Origin of the sequence: Pseudomonas sp. NPDC087614, from assembly GCF_044743485.1 — a bacterium.
GTDB lineage: Bacteria > Pseudomonadota > Gammaproteobacteria > Pseudomonadales > Pseudomonadaceae > Aquipseudomonas > Aquipseudomonas baetica_A.
On record NZ_JBIUWN010000011.1, the window covers coordinates 64,917 to 83,153 of the forward strand.

Genomic DNA, 18,237 nt, shown 5'->3' on the forward strand with positions numbered 1-18,237 from the left:
GAGCAATCTATGAGCTATCCCGTCAGCAGCATTCCTGTGCCGATAGATATCATTCGACTGGAGCAGGCCAATGCGATGATGCGCTCGGCTAATCTGGCTCTTGCCCGCGATGATGTCTCCACCCTTTCTGCTCTCGGATTTTCCCATCAGCACATCGGAGAGCTGAAGCAAAAAGGCGGCTTCCGGTCTTCTTCGATCGCGCAAAACACAAGAATGATTACACGTCTTCGCAAGGTGGGAGACGCCTATGCACAGTGACAGCACGCCGCTATCGATCGCGGCCAACGTGTTGGCGAGCACCACTATTGAATCCATCCGCCGCTCTCCTTCTTATCACGCCCGTGGCTGGCAAATACTTGATCGTTGGGCGTTTAGCTGTCCTGAGCAGCTTCGTAAGCTGGAGGCGGACGGTGAGGTCATCTTGTTGGGAAGATTGTTGGAGCAACAGGAAATCGAGCATCAAGTGCTGAGCTCGACGGCAGGGTTGGAACAGTGCAGTCATGGTCTAGCAGAGCACGAAGTCCTGGCAATGCATGAGATACGTACAGGGCTGTGAGTCACCAAGGGGCCAACGGGTTTACCTCAACACCCGATACGCTTGATAGCCTCGGTTTGCGTACTCCTTAGAAAGCGCGCCGTTGCCCTCTGTGAAAAGATGCTTCTGAAGGCCGCCTAGGCGCCGCAGCTCGTTGATGACGTGGGAGTCAATTTTTGCTTCTGGTCTGTCGCTTCAATGCGGCGGGCAGCACGACTGACCAACACTCATTCCGCTGTCCTGGGCTTTCTCGCGTACCAGTGCTTTTTCTTCCTCAAAGCAACGAATTGCCGGCAGCCATCCTGTGCGTCGGCGTTGCTCGCTCCGGCTCATGTGTCGGGGTCTCGGGGCTTGCCCTGAGCAGGGAAGGTAGGCAATGCAGAGGGAGTGGAACGACTGGTGCATTCCGGTTGCGAGGCGCCAGGTACTGGCGGTATAGCAAACCCTACCTTGTCCTAGTCTTTCCTCTCAGAATTTAGATGATTTTTGCACTACCCGGTTACAGCAGGGGGCAAGAGGCGTTGGCATTTAGGGGGCGCCACGGGGTACGAAAAAAAGACAAATTCAAGACGATTACATGTGCGAAAAATGCGTAACTCATCAGCAGCTGAGGATGAGACGATTGGACGGCGTGAAAGACGGTAGAGCGACGGCTGGGATTTACCGAGTTGCCCCTAGCCTTGAGTGACTTTCTGCTGCAGAACAAGAGAAAGCAGCATGTGTGTATGCTTGACGCTGATAAGCGTGAGACGATTTTTGGACGCTTGTGGTGATGCGGAAGCACAAAGGCTAAAGTGACGAATCTGAGAGAGCTATTTGACACTGCCGTTTAGTACTCCGGTGATGCTCTCAAGATGCCTTGGAGGTTGTTATGGAACAATCCAGTGACGACGAAAGTAGCTTCGCCGAGATTATGCGTCTGAAGCGCTCCAATCGTGAGCGGTTGATTTGTGCTATCCGAAAAGCCTCCCCTGAAGGGCTCGAAATTTCCGCTCAGCGCATCAAGGACGTTTTGCTTGACTCTTTCGATCCTAGCCGTCGCCGACGGCGCATTGCCCCGCCAGCGTTCGTGAGGGACAAATAGCTCCTCATGTATTGAACGATTTTCGCGAAAAAGTCGGCATGCGGGTCGTCGTTTTCATTACGGAGTTCGCACGTTTCATTGTGTAGTGCGAGGTCATAATCAGTTAATTATCAGGCTGGCTGCTATTGCCCAGGCTCCGCATGGGCGGTAGTAGGCAGCAGTTGTCTTTTGGATTCATCCCACTATGTTTTTCCGCACCGGAATCGTTGGGAGCGATTGCACCAATTCACCTCAGACGCCGTGCTCGAATGATTTACCGGGTTCATTTTGGGCGGCACTCAAAGTATCACGTGCGGCATAGCACTTCGGTGAGCTTCCAAGTTTCGCGGGCTTCGCGTCTCCAGTGCCGATACTTGTATTGACTAACCTGTTGGGCACTCCTTTGACAGCCGCGCCCATTAGCCAAAGAATAGCGAGATGCAGCTATCTCATCCGGACATCGACCCAACAGAAGCTTTCCAGTTTGTCTTTCGTGAGATCAAGCGTCATGAGGACACCGGTAGGAAAAATTTCGTTGTCCGCGTGCCTGTGGATATGGTCGAGTACCTGTTCTCTGGTATTGCTCTGAAGTCGGGTATGTCCAAGGTCAAGCTGGAGCGATTGCTTACTGAGCTTGGGATTTATGGTTTTAGGGACGCCGACGGTCGAATCCTGCGCCGTTATCTGAGTGGCCATTCGCGCATGGCTTGGGATACCTACCATCGGTTGTTGTTCTGGGCATTCGCGAAGGGATGGATCTCTGAATGGGTTTTTCGCGATCTTCTATTGGGGGCATATCTGCGGGAAGCGGCCCAACTCAGCGCGCGCAAAATTCTGAACAGGCTCAAGCGTCAGATATCGGCGCCAAGCCTGAGTCAGGGGCAGATTGTTGAGTGTTTTATCGAAGAGTATCTGGCCAAAGAGAAGGCGCGAGCGCAAGCAGTGGTCAGCCGCTTACGGGTAGATTCAGAAGCGCGAGGGCTAGCAAGCTCATTAGGCCTCGAGGTAACCGAGTGCTCCGAATAACATGCGGCTTACTAAATTTGCCCACGCTGGCAACCTTGCGAAAGGAATCCTGATGTCCGTTCCTACATACGACAAATTCATTGAGCCAATCTTGCGTTACCTGGCGGCTAATCCGGAAGGTGCGACAGCACGCGACGCGCATGAAGCTGCGGCCCGGGCTTTGAATTTATCCGAACCACAGCGGCAAGAGCTGATTGCGAGTGGGCAAGCGACCTATAAGAACCGTGCTGGATGGGCTCACGACCGTCTCAAACGCGCAGGATTATCCTCCAGCGCCAAACGAGGCTACTGGAAGCTAACCGAAGCTGGCACTGCTTATTCAACAGAGCACCCGTCACCGCTAACTGCGGGTCAGGTTGAGCAACTCGCCATCGGCTTCATGGACGTGAAGCTTAGGAACCCCACAGATGCCGTCCCGCTAGATGGGCGAGAGCAAGACGCAGCTACACCTATATCAGCAACTGTGAGCCCAGACGATCGGTTGGAGCAGGCTCTGCGTGAACTACGCGATGCAACAGCTGCCGATCTGCTGGATAACCTGCTACAAGTCAGTCCCAACCGCTTCGAAGTCATTGTGCTCGACGTCTTGCACAGCCTTGGCTACGGGGCTAGCCGAAACGATTTGCAGCGTGTTGGTGGAAGCGGAGATGGCGGAATTGATGGGGTAATTTCGCTTGATAAGCTCGGACTGGAAAAAGTTTATGTCCAAGCAAAACGCTGGCAAGGCACTGTAGGCCGTCCTGAGTTGCAAGCGTTCTATGGAGCACTTGCTGGGCAAAAGGCCAAGCGAGGGGTATTTATCACTACGTCGGGTTTCACTGCCCAAGGCATCGACTTTGTCCGCTCAGTGGAAGGCATGGTGCTGGTGGATGGCATCCGACTAGTCAACCTGATGATGGACCACGAGGTCGGGGTAACGTCCCGGCTTCTAAAACTACCGAAACTGGATAGCGATTACTTCGACGAGGAATTAGGGTTTTGAGCCTCGTCATTCGTTGCTCGGCACCGGGGAGGTCTAGTAAGCGAGCACTGGACACTAGCGCCCTATGATCAAAAGAACCATTACCAGTCAGACTCCAGCTCGGTGCTTAGGTGGATACCCATCACCTTAGCCTTGCGGTACCTCAGGGGCTCCGCATTAATCTCCAGGGCAACAAGTCGACTTGCAGCGATGACTAAGCTGTTCAAGCGGTCGTTGTGAACGGCGACATAAGCGATGAGTTTTTTGCCAGTCGCCTGCATTGAGCCGATGCAGCGAGGAACCGACTTGTCGCTTAGGAGTAATGGGTCAACGTGTAGGTAGCATTCTAAGGTTGGGTACTTGAATGCTTCAGGGTATCGGACGGAGCCGTAAAGCTTGAGCGCAATATGCTCTGAATAATGGTGACCGATTGGCCTGGTATCGGTAGGCGTGGCCATGCTGAACGACCAGGACATATCCCACCCCCATATCCGAGCTTGGAGGATTATTCGCTCAACGGCGGCACGACTCCTTCTAGCCATAGCATTCATCCTCCCCGTTTGAGTTGGCTTCAGACAAACCTAGTTCACTTCGTTACCGCCATTCAGATTCTCGGCCAGATACAGAGTTAAGGCCATGGCGCTATGTGGTTTACCTGAAGCAGATCGGTAATTTTCTGCCATCGCGTTGACTACGAGTTGCGGCCTATGTCTAAGTTTTCCGCTTACCTTCGCCTTCACAAGCGCTCTGTGGACATCCGTCCGATGTTCAGGAGGGATTCCTGACATATCCAATTCGTAAGAGGTGGGCGAAGACGTTGGTGTTTTGGTTGAGAGTTTGGGTTGAGGTTTAGTGTTAGGTATGACACCGGCTGATACGGTATCGATATGGCATCCGTGTAGTATCGAGTCTTCTTCTACGTATCGCTTTGAGCGCGGCCGGAGGGATTCATCTATCCAATCCTGCTGGTCGTCGTTCAGCCTTTCTTTGAAGTCATTCAGAAAGTCGTCTAGCCACTCGCTTGGTATACGGCGAATTTCTTCCAACGCTCTGGCTCGTAGTTTTGGCCCTGTCACTTGAGTAGCAGAGTGGTGATCCCACCAGATTTTTACCCAAACTATGAGTCTGACGTTGTCATACCTGGCTAGGTCTTCATCTTGGAGGCGATGGATGACCTGCAACCACTGATCCGCCGTCCATCCAATTTCTGCTCCGGCAATGCGTGGAACAAGTGGGTATACGCCCGTAATGTTGCTGTCAGGAGCCGTTAACAGGTGCAGCAAAGCAACTTTGTCCTCGGTGGTGCAATTCAGTAAGCGTGGGGAGCGCCAAAAATTCTGGTCCCGAATGGTTCGTTGTCTACTCATGCTCACTGCTTCCGGTGCAAAGGAGATGAATCGAGCTAGGACAGGTCATTGTCGCGCCTCCACCTGCGCTTTCTTTGTGGGCCTCCCTGTGCGTTTCGGATGTGAAACAGGTGCGATGACGGTGGCTGAATCTCGACTTTCTGTGTTGCCGGTGCGCATCCAAGTCCTCAGATCACCCAGTCTCCATCTCAACCTTGACAGTCCCGGTACAGGCTCAAGCCTCGGCAGTTTGCGCTGACGGACCGTAAGCACGCTGAAGCCGGTCAGCGCTGCTACTTCAACCACGCCAATCAGAACATCGTCGCCAAGCTTCTGTATTTTCTGGATAGTTTCATAATCTACTGTCATCGCTTTATCGCTCGATTGATCTGGTGAGCCCAGCTTTTGCCAATCAGCCGCTCAATCACTAGGACAGCTTTTTAACAGATGACATGTTTTCTGAAGGAAGGAGGCCGCAACAACGGGCGATTGTTGACCCGGCAACAGGGCCCCGTGCACCTATGCTGAGTTCGCGCGGGCGTGTTGCAAGATCAATGGTCAGCTCTAAGCTGACCATTGAGAAGTAGTCATAGGTCTGATCAAGCCAGCTTTGCCGCGAGCTCTTCTGCGGTGATGTTGTAGTAACGCTTCAGCATGTTCACTTCCCGATGTCCCGTTACGCTGGCAAGCTCGATCAAATTCGGCAGCTTGGTCGCAAGCCGACATGTCGCTTCATGCCTCAGGTCGTGAAAGCGTAGATTGATCAGGAAGTCTTCCTGAGGCGTTACCTGCGCCGCCCCGCAATCCCCCAGGTATTTCAGCCTCGCTCGCTCCAGGCCTCGCACAAAGGCCTTCTTGAGAGCGTCGGCGGTGGTGGGGAAGACTCGACCGCACAGCGAGCGCGGCAAATCCTTCAACAGCTGAATAGCCTTTGGTGAAAGCGGGACGGTTCTGGGCAGTCCGTTCTTAGTCGCTGGAAGATGCGCGGTCCTGCGATCTAGGTTCACATGCTTCCAGCGCAGCTCGAAAATTTCGCCACGGCGCATGGCTGTCTCAATCGCCAATTGAACGATGGGCCGTATCCAAGGATTGTGCGACGCATCTGCATAGGTGCCATCAGCATGGCGCTCTCGAAGCTCAAGGGCGCTGAGAATGTACTGCTCCTCAACCGGGTCCAGCCGCCGCGAGCGTTCGTCGTTATAGCTAGGGCGGCTGACCATCCGCACCGGATTCTCGGCAAGATGGATTCCCCATTCGCGGCGAGCGACCTCAATCACGCATTGAAACAATGCCAGCTCACGCTTGACCGTATTGCCCTTGCGGATTTTCAGGCGCTCGTCACGGTAGCGGGCAAAGTCGGAGGAGGTGAGGGTGGCAACGATGCGCTTAGCCAGCGGATGACGCTTGAGCGCTTCCAGACGTTTGATTTCCGAGTACGCGCCTTTGTGCTTCGGAGCGATCTCTGAGATGTAGCGATCAATGAGTTGATGAAAGGCGGTGCGCTCTGCCTCGACGCGAGAGACAAAAATGCCTCGGTCGATTTCGCTTTCGATCATTCGCGCCCAGGCCTGGGCATCTGCTTTGGTTTCGAAGGTTTTTCTTTGGGCTGGATAGCCCTTGCGACGGATTTGCGCTTCCCACTGATACTCGCCGCGATTCCTGATTGTTGCCATTTCGACCATTCCCGCCACATTAAGTGTGGCAAATTTGTGGCAAAAACGACTTTCAGGACTAGGACAGGTTTCTGTCAGGAGCGCTATCCCCTTGTAATACAAGGGAAAGAAGATGGTGCACCAGGCGGGATTCGAACCCACGACCCCTGCCTTCGGAGGGCAGTACTCTATCCAGCTGAGCTACTGGTGCAGCGGGCGACATCATACCTAGGTCGGGTCAGGGCGTCCATGCCGGGTTTTGGGGCGTATTGTCAGTGCGCGTGTCGGCTGGAGTCGCTGTATTCCATAAAGCGGTAACGTCCTGCAAAACCCTCGCTTGGCGCTTTGACGGGGGTGTTCTATGGTTTTCCTGCGGTGGGGGTTTTTTGCTCGTTGATCTGAAAAACTTCACAAACACGCCGTTTTTGTTCTTTTTTTCGAACGCCCTATTGTCCTTTAAACCCTTTGCTCCTACGATCCGTTTGAGATTTCAAACGCTCGTTGACTGGGCGTTGAAGCGCAGGTGTTTCGAGTCGTGCACGATTGATGCGCCTCACCCGGTCACTGATTTCCCTGACGGCAGCCTTGCGAGGCGCCTTTCTACAATCATAATTTGCTCCGCGCAGGCCGCGGTGCTGTTAAGGAAAGCCGACATGCAGCTTAAAGACACCCAGTTGTTCCGCCAGCAAGCCTTCATTGATGGCGCTTGGGTCGATGCGGACAACGGTCAGACGATCAAGGTCAACAACCCGGCCACCGGCGAAATTCTCGGTACCGTGCCGAAGATGGGTGCTGCCGAAACCCGCCGTGCCATTGAAGCCGCTGATAAAGCGCTGCCGGCCTGGCGTGCACTGACCGCCAAAGAGCGTGCCGGCAAACTGCGTCGCTGGTTCGAGCTGATGATCGAAAACCAGGACGACCTCGCTCGCCTGATGACCCTCGAACAGGGCAAGCCGCTGGCCGAAGCCAAGGGCGAAATCGTTTACGCCGCTTCGTTCATCGAGTGGTTCGCTGAAGAAGCCAAACGCATTTACGGTGACGTGATTCCGGGCCACCAGCCGGACAAACGCCTGATCGTGATCAAGCAGCCAATCGGCGTGACCGCAGCCATTACCCCGTGGAACTTCCCGGCCGCGATGATCACCCGTAAGGCCGGCCCGGCGCTGGCTGCCGGTTGCACCATGGTGCTCAAGCCTGCTTCGCAAACCCCTTTCTCCGCATTCGCACTGGCTGAACTGGCCCAGCGTGCCGGCATTCCTGCGGGCGTGTTCAGCGTGGTATCCGGCAGCGCCGGCGACATCGGCAGCGAGCTGACCAGCAACCCGATCGTGCGCAAGCTGTCCTTCACCGGTTCGACCGAAATCGGCCGTCAACTGATGGCCGAATGTGCCAAGGACATCAAGAAAGTCTCGCTGGAACTGGGCGGCAACGCGCCGTTCATCGTGTTCGACGACGCAGACCTGGATAAGGCCGTTGAAGGCGCGATCATTTCCAAGTACCGCAACAACGGTCAGACCTGCGTCTGCGCCAACCGTCTGTACATTCAGGATTCGGTCTACGACGCCTTCGCCGAGAAGCTGAAAGTGGCCGTGGCCAAACTGAAGATCGGCAACGGTCTGGAAGACGGCACCACCACTGGCCCGTTGATCGACGAAAAAGCCGTGGCCAAGGTGCAAGAACACATCGCTGACGCCGTGGCCAAAGGCGCCACCGTGCTGGCCGGTGGCAAGCCGATGGAAGGCAACTTCTTCGAGCCGACCATCCTGACCAACGTGCCGAAAGACGCAGCGGTCGCCAAGGAAGAAACGTTCGGTCCGCTGGCGCCGCTGTTCCGCTTCAAAGACGAAGCCGAAGTGATCGCGATGTCCAACGACACCGAGTTCGGTCTGGCCTCTTACTTCTACGCTCGCGATCTGGGCCGTGTGTTCCGTGTGGCCGAAGCCCTGGAATACGGCATGGTCGGCGTCAACACCGGGCTGATCTCCAACGAAGTTGCGCCATTCGGCGGCATCAAGGCGTCGGGCCTGGGCCGTGAAGGCTCCAAGTACGGCATCGAAGATTACCTGGAAATCAAATACCTCTGCCTGGGCATCTAAGCCGGGAAAGGGATTGCTGCAAACGCAAAGGGCACGAGAGCGCTGTCCCTTTGCGTCGTTTCAAACCGGAATTTTCTCTGCGGCCGGGAACGCCGTGGCAGTCGATCATCGCATGCTGCCACCGTCGCTTCCTCCCGCTTAATCCTTGAACCACGCCGCCCGATGAGCGGCGAATGAGGACTGTAATGAGCAAGACTAACGCTGAACTGATGGCCCGCCGTACCGCTGCCGTACCTCGTGGTGTTGGCCAGATTCACCCGATCTTCGCCGAATCCGCGAAGAACGCTACTGTGACTGACGTTGAAGGTCGTGAATTCATCGACTTCGCCGGCGGTATCGCTGTACTGAACACCGGCCACGTGCACCCGAAAATCATCGCCGCCGTGACCGAACAGCTGAACAAGCTGACCCACACCTGCTTCCAGGTGCTGGCCTACGAGCCGTACGTTGAGCTGTGCGAAAAAATCAACGCCAAGGTGCCAGGTGATTTCGCCAAGAAAACCCTGCTGGTCACCACCGGTTCCGAAGCGGTGGAAAACGCCGTGAAAATCGCCCGTGCCGCCACTGGCCGCGCTGGCGTGATCGCCTTTACCGGCGCTTACCACGGTCGCACCATGATGACTCTGGGTCTGACCGGTAAAGTCGTGCCTTACTCGGCCGGCATGGGCCTGATGCCAGGCGGCATCTTCCGCGCGCTGTACCCTAACGAACTGCACGGCGTGAGCATCGACGATTCGATCGCTTCCATCGAGCGCATCTTCAAGAACGACGCTGAGCCGCGTGACATCGCTGCCATCATCATCGAGCCGGTTCAGGGCGAAGGCGGTTTCTACGTCGCGCCTAAAGAGTTCATGAAGCGTCTGCGCGCCCTGTGCGACCAGCACGGCATTCTGTTGATCGCTGACGAAGTGCAGACCGGCGCTGGCCGTACCGGCACCTTCTTCGCCATGGAGCAGATGGGCGTTGCTGCCGACCTGACCACTTTTGCCAAATCCATCGCTGGCGGCTTCCCGCTGGCCGGTGTGTGCGGCAAGGCCGAATACATGGACGCCATCGCTCCAGGCGGCCTGGGCGGCACTTACGCCGGTAGCCCGATCGCTTGCGCGGCGGCTCTGGCGGTGATGGAAGTTTTCGAAGAAGAAAAACTGCTGGATCGCTGCAAGGCTGTCGGCGAGCGACTGGTCACTGGCCTCAAAGCCATCCAGGCCAAGTACCCGGTCATCGGCGAAGTCCGTGCCCTGGGCGCAATGATCGCCGTCGAGCTGTTCGAGAACGGCGACAGCCACAAGCCGAACGCTGCCGCTGTGGCGTCCGTTGTGGCCAAGGCTCGCGACAAGGGCCTGATCCTGTTGTCCTGCGGCACCTACGGCAACGTACTGCGCGTACTCGTACCGCTGACCTCGCCGGATGAGCAACTGGACAAAGGTCTGGCGATCATCGAAGAGTGCTTCTCCGAGCTGTAGGGTCGGGCGCTGTGTGACTGGATAGACAAAAAACCCGCTTCGGCGGGTTTTTTTTCGTCTGTGGAATCACATCATCAGGTTTAGCGCTGTATCGAATAGCTCGCATTGGCTAAGGTTCAGGCATTGCAAGGGAGAGCGCGCATGACTGCCGTTGATTTACCCGCCGTACCCCGAGTGCTGATTGCCGAGGCCGACCCATGGTCTCGTGATCTGCTCAAACAAGTGCTGCTCAACGTGCGCTGCGATGCGCGGCTGGATCTGTGTGCCGACGGCCAGCAAGCCCTCTCGCTGCTCAGCGAAGTGCCCTATGACCTGGCCATCGTCGATTGGGAGCTGCCCGGTGTCGATGGCTTGAGCGTGTTGCGCAGCGTGCGCCAGCGCAAACGCAATCCGCCGCTGCCGTTCATTCTGATGAGCAGCCGCAACGACAGCGCGAGCGTGCGCGAAGCCCTTCCGCTGGCGCCGACGGCGTACCTGACCAAACCCCTGAACATGGAAAGCCTGACGGAGCGTCTGCAAGGTTTGTTGCTCAATGCCGGTGAGGAAGTGTTCTGCGAAGTGCCGGCACTCGCGCCGGGCATGACCTTGTCGGTGTTCCTTGAGCGACGCCGCGAGCAGACTGACGGCGCCCCGCTGATGACCGATGTGCTGGTGGCGGTCAAACGCAGCCTCAATCCCAATGGGCTGGACCTGAAGCTGCTGGAAGAGGAAATCCGCATCGACCCGCAGATCACCGCCGTACTGATCGCCGCAGCCAACAGCGCGGCGCAGCACCACGGTGCACCGGTGCAGACGTTGGCGCAGGCGCTGCATCGGCTGGGCACTGGGCAAAGCATGAACCTGATTCTGGGGTTGGCGCTCAAGCGCAGCGCCAGGCTCAGCGATCCGTGTCTGGCGGACTATGCCGAGCGTTACTGGGGCCTGTCGCTGCACACCGCGGAGTACGCTCGCACCCTGGCGCGCTTGCTCGATCTGGATCAGGAGCGCTGCTATTGCGCCGGCATGTTGCATCGTTTGGGCGATCTGGCGTTGCTGCGCTGTCTGCAGGAGTGGAAGCAGGCCGGCGGGGAGCTGGATGAGTGTGAGGAAGTCGGCGACGCGCTGGCCGAGTTTGGCGCGGCGTATGGTTCGGCGTTGCGTACACGCTGGCGTTTGCCGTTGGAGCTGCGTGAGCTGATTGCTTCGGTCTACCAGCTCGGCGGCGGGGTGTATTCCCGCGAGGCGCTGGTGATGAACATGGCGGCGCAGATGGCTCGCCTGACGGAGCATGAAGGTGTTGAGGAACTGGCGAAGAGCCGCACGGCGCGGTTGCTCAAGATCGGGCTGCCGGAATTGATGCGGATGCGCAAATAACCGGAGTTTTCACAACCCCACAGTTGTTTTGTGTTGTCAGGCAGAGATGATCCGGTTTTTGCCCTGGCGTTTGGCTTCGTACATCGCTGCATCCGCACGGGCGAACAGGCTGTCGAGGCTGCCATCGCCCTCCTTGAGGCTGGTCAGACCCTGGCTCACCGTAATGCCGAACGTCTGGCCGTTGTGGTTGAAACTCAAGCGTTGGATCTCTCGTTGCAGCCGTTCGGCCACTTGCATCGCCATCTCTGGCGCGCAGCCGGGGAACACGGCGGCAAACTCTTCCCCACCAATACGCCCGAACAGATCTGCGCGTCGCAGCGAACCGCGACCGCACTCGGCGATCCGTTGCAGCACATTGTCACCCACGGGATGGCCGTAGCTGTCGTTGATCACTTTGAAGTCATCGATATCCAGCAGCAGGAATGCCAGTGGTGAACCTTGCAGGCGCGCCTCTTCGAATTCGCGATTGGCGCATTCGAAGAAGTGGCGCCGATTGCTGCTTTGGGTCAGCACGTCGGTAGTGGCCAGGCGTTGCAACTCGGTTTCCATCTGCTTTTTATCGGTGATGTCCTCGGCGATACCGACAATCACCACCGGTTGTCCGGGTTCGTCCTGACGATTGATGAAGCATTTATCGCTGATCCAGCGTACCTGGCCGTCGGCGGCAATGATCCGGTATTCGCGATCTTCCACGGCGCCTTTGTGCAGGACGTCGGCGAGGCTGCGTTCGGCGTAGTCCAGATCGTCGGGGTAGATGCTGTCGCGCCACTGGTTGTAGTCGGCGAGCAAGAGGCCGGCGCAGCGGCCGAAAATCCGTTCATAGGCGGGGCTGACGTACAGCACCTGCCGGGTTTCCCAGTCGAAGGCCCACAGCACGGCATTGACGCTGACCAGCAGGGCGCTGAACAGTTGCTCGCGCTCGCTCAGCCGGGCGACTTCGCCTTGGGCGTGCATCAACGCCATGAGGGTTTGCGCGGCCTCGGGCCATTGCGGGAGGGATGAGTCTTTTTGGTTGTTGTTGACCATCGGCACAGATCTCAAAGGGCGTGCCGGAATTCGACAACGACCACAGTACGGCCCGCCGGGGTGGCGAAGTGTCTTTGAGATAGGGGATTGCGGGCTAAGTTCCGATGGGTGCGCCCGGGAGTCCGGACGCACCGATCAACGGTCTCAGACCGCTGCAGGGCGCAGCGAGTAGGTTTTCAACTGGTCGGCGAATTCGCGCAGGGAATGTATGCCACTGGCCTCGGCCTCGTGAATCCATTCCTTGATGGCGGCGAGCATGTCGTGGCCATTTGCACTGGTCTTGACCCAGATCTGTTGCAGGGCCAGACGTTTTTCGTAAATTACCTTCAGTGCCTGGCTGTGCTCGAGCATGGTCTGGATACGCAGGTGATGACGATCTTCCAGCAGGCTGGTTTCCCGCGAGAGCAGACGCTTGGCGCGGTGGAACTGGTGACGCACCGAATGATCGACCTTGGCCAGCTCTTGCTTGACCAGCGGGCCGATGACCAGCTTGCGGTACTGGGCCATGATCTGGAAGCGGTTGTTGAGGATCGCCATGGCGGTGTCCATGTCCAGGTTGCCCTTGCCTTCGACACGGTGAGCAATCGGCGCGACACGTTGCACCTTGGCCAGACGCAGGAAGCTGAAGACTTTGATCCAGGCCCAACCGAGGTCGAACTCCCACTTCTTCACCGACAGCTTGGCCGAGTTGGGGTAGGTGTGATGGTTGTTATGCAGTTCTTCGCCGCCGATCAGGATCCCCCACGGCACCAGATTGGTCGCCGCGTCGCGGCATTCGAAGTTGCGGTAGCCGACGGCATGGCCCAGGCCGTTGATCACGCCGGCAGCCCACACCGGGATCCACATCATCTGGATCGCCCAGATGGTGATGCCGATGGTGCCGAACAGCAGCAGGTCGATGACGCCCATGATGGCCACGCCCAGCAGCGGATAGCGGCTGTAGACGTTGCGTTCGATCCAGTCTTCGGGGCAGTTTTTGCCATAGATGCGCAGGGTCTCGGGGTTTTGCGCTTCGGCGCGGTACAGTTCGGCGCCGGTGCGCAGCACAGTGGACAGACCTTTGATGACCGGGCTGTGCGGGTCATCTTCGGTTTCGCATTTGGCGTGGTGTTTGCGGTGGATGGCGGTCCATTCGCGGGTGTTCTGCGCTGTGGTCAGCCACAGCCAGAAGCGGAAAAAGTGTTTGAGCCCGGCATTCAGCTCCAGCGAGCGATGGGCGGAGTAACGGTGCAGATAGACCGTGACGGCGACAATTGTCACATGGGTCATGAGCAGGGTTACGGCGACCAGTGACCAGGCCGACAAACCAAGAAAACCTTCGTACCACATAGGCTATAGGGCCCTCGATAAAGATAAAAACAGCCGTTGCATTATCACCAAGCACACAGATAAAACCAGTCACCCTTTCAGATAAGAGTCGCTGGATGTTTCTTGACCTATAATCCCAACCTTTTTGTAGGGACATGGACGGCCGAATGTCAGCCACTTATCGCGATGCCTTGCGTGCAGCGCTGCTCTATCTTGTAGTTGCAGTCGTCTGGCTGCAGGGGACTGGTTATTTATTAAACAGTTTCTTCGATAACGCCGTCGATCTTGCCCGTTGGCAACTGATCAACGGTTATGTATTGGCGGCGTTCAGTGCCGGGCTGATCTTTCTGGCGCGGGCGCGTTTGTGTGCGTTTCTGGGGATTGGCGCGCGTTTGCGCGAGCGGCATGCTGATCGCGAACGCCTGCGGCAGGCGGCGGCTGTGTTCGATTGCACGCGTGAAGGCGTACTGGTCACCAACCATCGTGGGCTGATCGTGCACGTCAATCGTGCGTTCATCGAGATCACTGGTTACCAAGGCGAGGAAGTTCTGGGTCAGCAGCCAAGCCTGTTCAAGTCTGGCCATCATCCGCCGGGTTTCTATCAGGCGATGTTCGCCACGCTGGCGTCGCAGGGCGAGTGGAGCGGTGAGATCTGGAACCGCCGTAAAAGCGGCGAAATTTATCCTCAGTGGCAAACCATCCGCGTCATACACGATGATCAGGGGCGCCTTAGTCACTATGTGGCGGTGTTCTCCGACATCAGTGCGATCAAGCACTCCGAGCATGAGCTCAAGCACCTCGCTCACCACGATCCGCTGACCGATCTGCCCAATCGCCTGTTGTTCAGCGACCGCGCCGAGCAGGCGCTGGCCTCGGCGCAGCTCCAAAAACGCGGCTGCGCCCTGCTGATGCTCGATCTGGATCACTTCAAGATGATCAACGACAGCCTCGGTCACAACGTCGGTGATCGACTGCTCAAGGCCGTGGCTGCGCGGTTGCAGGACTTGTTCGGTCCCGGCATCACTCTGGCGCGACTCGGAGGCGATGAATTCGCGGTGCTGGCCGAGTGTTGTCCACAACTGGTGCAGGCAGCGGCGTTGGCCCGGCGCATTCTCGACGCGCTCAAAGAGCCGTTTTGTATCGAAGGTCATGAGTTGTTCATCAACGCCAGTGTCGGCATCAGCCTGTTTCCCAGCGATGCGCTGAGCGCCGAACAACTGCTGCGCAATGCCGATGCTGCGCTGTTCAAGGCCAAGAGCAACGGGCGCAACGGTTACGCCTTGTACACCGAAGAGCTGACGGCCCATGCCCAGCGACGGGTCGAAATCGCTTTCGAATTGCGCCGAGCGCTGGAGCAGCAGGAGCTGCGGGTCTACTACCAACCGGTGCATGACCTGAAAACCGGGCGCCTGATTGGCGTTGAAGCCTTGGTGCGTTGGCAGCATCCGCAGCGCGGCCTGGTGTCGCCGGCCGAATTCATCCCGATTGCCGAGCGCACCGGGTTGATCGCCGAGATCGACGCGTGGGTCATGCAGCAGGCTTGCCGGCAGATGTGCCAATGGCTGAAAGCCGGGGTGTTGCTGGCGTTTGTTGCAGTGAACGTCTCGTCGCGGCTGTTTGCTCGACGCGAGTTGTATCAGCAGGTGGCGCAGGTGCTGCATGACACCGGTCTGGACCCGGCCTATCTGGAACTGGAGGTCACCGAAAGTGCGGTGATGGACGACCCGGAAGTGGCGCTGGAGCAGATGCATCGCTTGCGCGAATTGGGCATTCGTTTGGCCATTGATGATTTCGGCACTGGCTATTCATCGCTGCTGCGGCTCAAGCGCTTGCCGGTGCAGAAACTCAAGATCGATCAGGGGTTCGTCGCCGGATTGCCCGGGGACGAACATGATGTGGCGATTGTCCGGGTGATCATCGCGCTGGCCCGCAGCATGGGCATGCAGGTGCATGCCGAGGGCATCGAACAGGTTGAGCAGGTGGCGTTTCTGTTGGAGCAGGAGTGCAATCTGGGGCAGGGGTACTGGTTTGGACGGCCGGTACCGGCGCCGGAGATCGATTGGTCGCGAGCGCCATTGATCGGTTGAAGATCAACAGATCGCAACCCCTTGTCCGTATAGATAATTCTTTTCGGTTATATAAAAATTCTTAAATAGTATTTTTAAGAATAACAGTGCCTCTCTTATATTGCTCCCACGCCAACGCAGTGCCCTCCGCTGCCAGGCCAATCCCCTTCAAAGGAGCAGCACCATGAGCGCATCCCTGCGTAGCGTTGACGGTCAGGACGAAGCCACCATTTTGCGTGAGATCCAGAGTGCCCTGCGCGACCTGCGCTTTGGCGCAGTGGAGATCACTGTGCACAACGCGCAAGTGGTCCAGATCGAGCGCAAAGAGAAATTCCGCTTGCAGCAGCCGGGCAAGCAACCGGGCTAAAAGATCCCGACCGGCAACTCGATTGCAGATATTCATAAGAAAAAGCCATCACCCAGAATTCCAGGAGCTTTCACCATGTCGTCGATTCGCCGTTACGCGTTGGCCGCCGTGGCCAGTGCTGCGTTTGCCGGTTGCGCGGTTGCCAAGGATTACGAACTGCTCAACGTGTCGTATGACCCGACGCGTGAGCTGTATCAGGACTACAACGCCGAATTCATCCAGTTCTGGCAGCAGGATCATGCCGGCGACACGGTGAAAATCCAGCAATCCCACGGCGGCTCGGGCAAGCAGGCCCGTGGGGTGATCGACGGTCTGCGTGCCGACGTCGTGACCCTGGCCCTGGCCGGTGACATCGACGAAATCGCCAAACTCGGCAAAACCCTGCCGGCCGACTGGCACAAGCGCCTGCCGCAGGCGAGCACGCCGTACACCTCGACCATCGTGTTCCTGGTGCGCAAGGGCAATCCCAAAGGCATCAAGGACTGGGGTGATCTGGTCAAGAACGACGTCTCGGTGATTACGCCTAACCCGAAAACTTCCGGCGGTGCGCGCTGGAACTTCCTCGCCGCCTGGGCCTACGGCCTGAAAGCCAACGGCGGTGATGAAGCCAAAGCCAAGGAGTACGTACAGACCCTGTTCAAGCATGTGCCGATTCTCGATACCGGCGCTCGCGGCTCGACCATTACCTTCGTCAACAATGGTCAGGGTGATGTGTTGCTGGCCTGGGAAAACGAAGCGTTCCTGGCGCTGAAAGAAGACGGCGGCACGGACAAGTTCGACATCGTCGTGCCTTCACTCTCGATCCTCGCTGAACCGCCCGTGGCCGTGGTCGACAAGAACGCCGAGAAGAAGGGCAATGCGCAGATCGCCGAAGCCTATCTCAAACACCTGTACAGCCCGGCCGGCCAGGAAATCGCCGCGAAGAACTTCTACCGTCCGCGTGACAAGGCTGTCGCCGCCAGATATGCCCAGCAGTTCCCGACACTGGAACTGGTGACCATCGACAAGGACTTCGGCGGCTGGAAAGCCGCACAGCCGAAATTCTTCAACGACGGTGGCGTGTTCGACCAGATTTATCAGGCGCAGTAATCTGACTTCAGCCACACCACGAGCCTGATGCGTTCAGCGGAAGGCTTTTTAACCAAGGACTTTTATGTCGCGTCGTATCTCCCCCGTCATACCCGGCTTCGGGCTGACGCTGGGTTACACCTTGGTGTACCTCAGCCTGATTGTGCTCATCCCGCTGGCGGCGATGTTCGTCCACGCCGCGCAACTCACCTGGGATCAGTTCTGGACGATCATCTCCGCGCCGCGTGTGCTGGCCGCCCTGAAGCTGAGCTTCGGTACCGCGCTGTGTGCCGCGATCATCAACGGCATCATCGGCACGCTGCTGGCCTGGGTGCTGGTGCGCTACACCTTCCCGGGGCGCAAGGTCATCGACGCGATGATCGATCTGCCATTCGCCCTGCCGACGGCGGTGGCGGGTATCGCCTTGACTGCGCTGTACGCGCCGACCGGTCTGGTCGGGCAGTTCGCCACAGACCTGGGTTTCAAGATCGCCTACACCCCGCTGGGCATCACCCTGGCGCTGACCTTCGTGACCCTGCCGTTCGTGGTGCGCACGGTGCAACCGGTGCTGGCCGACATTCCCCGTGAAGTCGAAGAAGCTGCTGCGTGTCTGGGGGCGAAGCCGTTGCAGGTGTTCCGTTACATTCTGGTGCCGGCGCTGCTGCCCGCCTGGCTCACCGGTTTTGCCCTGGCTTTTGCCCGTGGCGTCGGCGAGTACGGTTCGGTGATTTTCATCGCCGGCAACATGCCGATGAAAACCGAGATTTTGCCGCTGCTGATCATGGTCAAACTCGACCAGTACGATTACACCGGCGCCACCGCCATCGGCGTTTTGATGCTGGTGGTGTCCTTTGTCCTGTTGCTGCTGATCAACTTGCTGCAGCGGCGCATCGAAACCCCATAAGGA

The 18,237-nt window shown here is 57.7% G+C and carries 16 protein-coding genes and 1 tRNA gene; 11 read left to right on the forward strand and 6 right to left on the reverse strand.

Translation table 11 applies throughout. From position 1 onward, the window contains the following. The first annotated feature begins 9 nt into the window (after nucleotides 1–9). The 4 genes from ACIOWA_RS06850 to ACIOWA_RS06865 all read left to right on the forward strand — a co-directional run bounded on the left by ACIOWA_RS06850 (nucleotide 10) and on the right by ACIOWA_RS06865 (nucleotide 3,606). On the forward strand, nucleotides 10–258 hold the full coding sequence (locus tag ACIOWA_RS06850; RefSeq protein WP_401158922.1) for a hypothetical protein: 249 nt from the start codon (nucleotides 10–12) through the stop codon (nucleotides 256–258). Further along, nucleotides 248–556 (forward strand): hypothetical protein, encoded by a 309-nt coding sequence (locus ACIOWA_RS06855; RefSeq protein ID WP_401158924.1) that lies wholly within the window; start codon nucleotides 248–250, stop codon nucleotides 554–556. The genes ACIOWA_RS06850 and ACIOWA_RS06855 overlap by 11 nt, the downstream gene beginning before the upstream one ends. A gap of 1,480 nt (nucleotides 557–2,036) precedes the next feature. Next, entirely contained in the window at nucleotides 2,037–2,624 is a 588-nt protein-coding gene (locus tag ACIOWA_RS06860; protein ID WP_401158926.1) for a hypothetical protein, read from the forward strand. 52 nt (nucleotides 2,625–2,676) lie between these two features. After that, complete coding sequence (locus ACIOWA_RS06865) at nucleotides 2,677–3,606, forward strand: restriction endonuclease (protein WP_401158928.1); 930 nt, start codon at nucleotides 2,677–2,679, stop codon at nucleotides 3,604–3,606. Nucleotides 3,607–3,686: 80 nt separating this feature from the next. Here the strand turns inward: ACIOWA_RS06865 and ACIOWA_RS06870 are convergent, their stop codons facing one another. From ACIOWA_RS06870 to ACIOWA_RS06885, 4 genes are all read right to left on the reverse strand, one after another. Then, complete coding sequence (locus ACIOWA_RS06870) at nucleotides 3,687–4,061, reverse strand: hypothetical protein (RefSeq protein WP_401158930.1); 375 nt, start codon at nucleotides 4,059–4,061, stop codon at nucleotides 3,687–3,689. A gap of 105 nt (nucleotides 4,062–4,166) precedes the next feature. After that, the gene (locus tag ACIOWA_RS06875; RefSeq protein ID WP_401158933.1) at nucleotides 4,167–4,952 is read right to left on the reverse strand and encodes a hypothetical protein; all 786 of its coding nucleotides are present in this window, start codon (nucleotides 4,950–4,952) and stop codon (nucleotides 4,167–4,169) included. A gap of 578 nt (nucleotides 4,953–5,530) precedes the next feature. Next, nucleotides 5,531–6,745, reverse strand: a complete 1,215-nt coding sequence (locus ACIOWA_RS06880) for a site-specific integrase (protein ID WP_401158934.1) — start codon at nucleotides 6,743–6,745, stop codon at nucleotides 5,531–5,533. Continuing rightward, nucleotides 6,718–6,794, reverse strand: a tRNA-Arg gene (locus ACIOWA_RS06885). Before ACIOWA_RS06885 ends, ACIOWA_RS06880 begins: the two co-directional genes overlap by 28 nt. Nucleotides 6,795–7,236: 442 nt before the next feature. On the opposite strand from ACIOWA_RS06885, the gene gabD reads away from it, so the two are divergent. From gabD to ACIOWA_RS06900, 3 genes are all read left to right on the forward strand, one after another. Further along, nucleotides 7,237–8,679 (forward strand): NADP-dependent succinate-semialdehyde dehydrogenase, encoded by a 1,443-nt coding sequence (gene gabD / locus ACIOWA_RS06890; protein WP_339431610.1) that lies wholly within the window; start codon nucleotides 7,237–7,239, stop codon nucleotides 8,677–8,679. 185 nt (nucleotides 8,680–8,864) lie between these two features. Further along, nucleotides 8,865–10,142 carry a 4-aminobutyrate--2-oxoglutarate transaminase gene (gene gabT, locus ACIOWA_RS06895; protein WP_339431609.1) on the forward strand — a complete coding sequence of 426 codons (1,278 nt, stop codon included), beginning with the start codon at nucleotides 8,865–8,867 and terminating at the stop codon, nucleotides 10,140–10,142. Between the two features lie 141 nt (nucleotides 10,143–10,283). Continuing rightward, nucleotides 10,284–11,495: an HDOD domain-containing protein gene (locus tag ACIOWA_RS06900; RefSeq protein WP_401158937.1), complete on the forward strand. Its 1,212-nt coding sequence runs from the start codon at nucleotides 10,284–10,286 to the stop codon at nucleotides 11,493–11,495. A gap of 36 nt (nucleotides 11,496–11,531) precedes the next feature. On the opposite strand, the gene ACIOWA_RS06905 is transcribed toward ACIOWA_RS06900, so the two are convergent. Together ACIOWA_RS06905 and desA are read right to left on the reverse strand one after the other, a co-directional pair. Next, nucleotides 11,532–12,521, reverse strand: a complete 990-nt coding sequence (locus tag ACIOWA_RS06905) for a GGDEF domain-containing protein (RefSeq protein ID WP_401158939.1) — start codon at nucleotides 12,519–12,521, stop codon at nucleotides 11,532–11,534. A gap of 144 nt (nucleotides 12,522–12,665) precedes the next feature. Then, on the reverse strand, nucleotides 12,666–13,850 hold the full coding sequence (gene desA, locus ACIOWA_RS06910) for a delta-9 fatty acid desaturase DesA (RefSeq protein ID WP_339538145.1): 1,185 nt from the start codon (nucleotides 13,848–13,850) through the stop codon (nucleotides 12,666–12,668). Between the two features lie 146 nt (nucleotides 13,851–13,996). On the opposite strand from desA, the gene dibA reads away from it, so the two are divergent. The 4 genes from dibA to cysT all read left to right on the forward strand — a co-directional run bounded on the left by dibA (nucleotide 13,997) and on the right by cysT (nucleotide 18,234). Then, entirely contained in the window at nucleotides 13,997–15,916 is a 1,920-nt protein-coding gene (dibA, locus tag ACIOWA_RS06915; protein WP_401158942.1) for a phosphodiesterase DibA, read from the forward strand. A gap of 163 nt (nucleotides 15,917–16,079) precedes the next feature. Next, nucleotides 16,080–16,262, forward strand: coding sequence for a sulfur starvation response protein OscA (gene oscA, locus ACIOWA_RS06920; RefSeq protein ID WP_041477433.1), 183 nt, complete (start codon nucleotides 16,080–16,082; stop codon nucleotides 16,260–16,262). Between the two features lie 75 nt (nucleotides 16,263–16,337). After that, nucleotides 16,338–17,351 carry a sulfate ABC transporter substrate-binding protein gene (locus ACIOWA_RS06925; protein ID WP_401158944.1) on the forward strand — a complete coding sequence of 338 codons (1,014 nt, stop codon included), beginning with the start codon at nucleotides 16,338–16,340 and terminating at the stop codon, nucleotides 17,349–17,351. Between the two features lie 64 nt (nucleotides 17,352–17,415). Continuing rightward, entirely contained in the window at nucleotides 17,416–18,234 is an 819-nt protein-coding gene (gene cysT / locus ACIOWA_RS06930; protein WP_221730987.1) for a sulfate ABC transporter permease subunit CysT, read from the forward strand. The last annotated feature ends 3 nt before the right edge of the window (nucleotides 18,235–18,237 follow it).

Excerpts from the sequence above, each read along its gene's own strand:
- ACIOWA_RS06850 (WP_401158922.1), top strand. The coding sequence starts at position 10 with ATGAGCTATCCCGTCAGCAGCATTCCTGTGCCGATAGATATCATTCGA.
- ACIOWA_RS06855 (WP_401158924.1), top strand. The coding sequence starts at position 248 with ATGCACAGTGACAGCACGCCGCTATCGATCGCGGCCAACGTGTTGGCG.
- ACIOWA_RS06860 (WP_401158926.1), top strand. The coding sequence starts at position 2,037 with ATGCAGCTATCTCATCCGGACATCGACCCAACAGAAGCTTTCCAGTTT.
- ACIOWA_RS06865 (WP_401158928.1), top strand. The coding sequence starts at position 2,677 with ATGTCCGTTCCTACATACGACAAATTCATTGAGCCAATCTTGCGTTAC.
- ACIOWA_RS06870 (WP_401158930.1), bottom strand. The coding sequence starts at position 4,061 with ATGTCCTGGTCGTTCAGCATGGCCACGCCTACCGATACCAGGCCAATC.
- ACIOWA_RS06875 (WP_401158933.1), bottom strand. The coding sequence starts at position 4,952 with ATGAGTAGACAACGAACCATTCGGGACCAGAATTTTTGGCGCTCCCCA.
- gabD (WP_339431610.1), top strand. The coding sequence starts at position 7,237 with ATGCAGCTTAAAGACACCCAGTTGTTCCGCCAGCAAGCCTTCATTGAT.
- gabT (WP_339431609.1), top strand. The coding sequence starts at position 8,865 with ATGAGCAAGACTAACGCTGAACTGATGGCCCGCCGTACCGCTGCCGTA.
- ACIOWA_RS06900 (WP_401158937.1), top strand. The coding sequence starts at position 10,284 with ATGACTGCCGTTGATTTACCCGCCGTACCCCGAGTGCTGATTGCCGAG.
- ACIOWA_RS06905 (WP_401158939.1), bottom strand. The coding sequence starts at position 12,521 with ATGGTCAACAACAACCAAAAAGACTCATCCCTCCCGCAATGGCCCGAG.
- desA (WP_339538145.1), bottom strand. The coding sequence starts at position 13,850 with ATGTGGTACGAAGGTTTTCTTGGTTTGTCGGCCTGGTCACTGGTCGCC.
- dibA (WP_401158942.1), top strand. The coding sequence starts at position 13,997 with ATGTCAGCCACTTATCGCGATGCCTTGCGTGCAGCGCTGCTCTATCTT.
- oscA (WP_041477433.1), top strand. The coding sequence starts at position 16,080 with ATGAGCGCATCCCTGCGTAGCGTTGACGGTCAGGACGAAGCCACCATT.
- ACIOWA_RS06925 (WP_401158944.1), top strand. The coding sequence starts at position 16,338 with ATGTCGTCGATTCGCCGTTACGCGTTGGCCGCCGTGGCCAGTGCTGCG.
- cysT (WP_221730987.1), top strand. The coding sequence starts at position 17,416 with ATGTCGCGTCGTATCTCCCCCGTCATACCCGGCTTCGGGCTGACGCTG.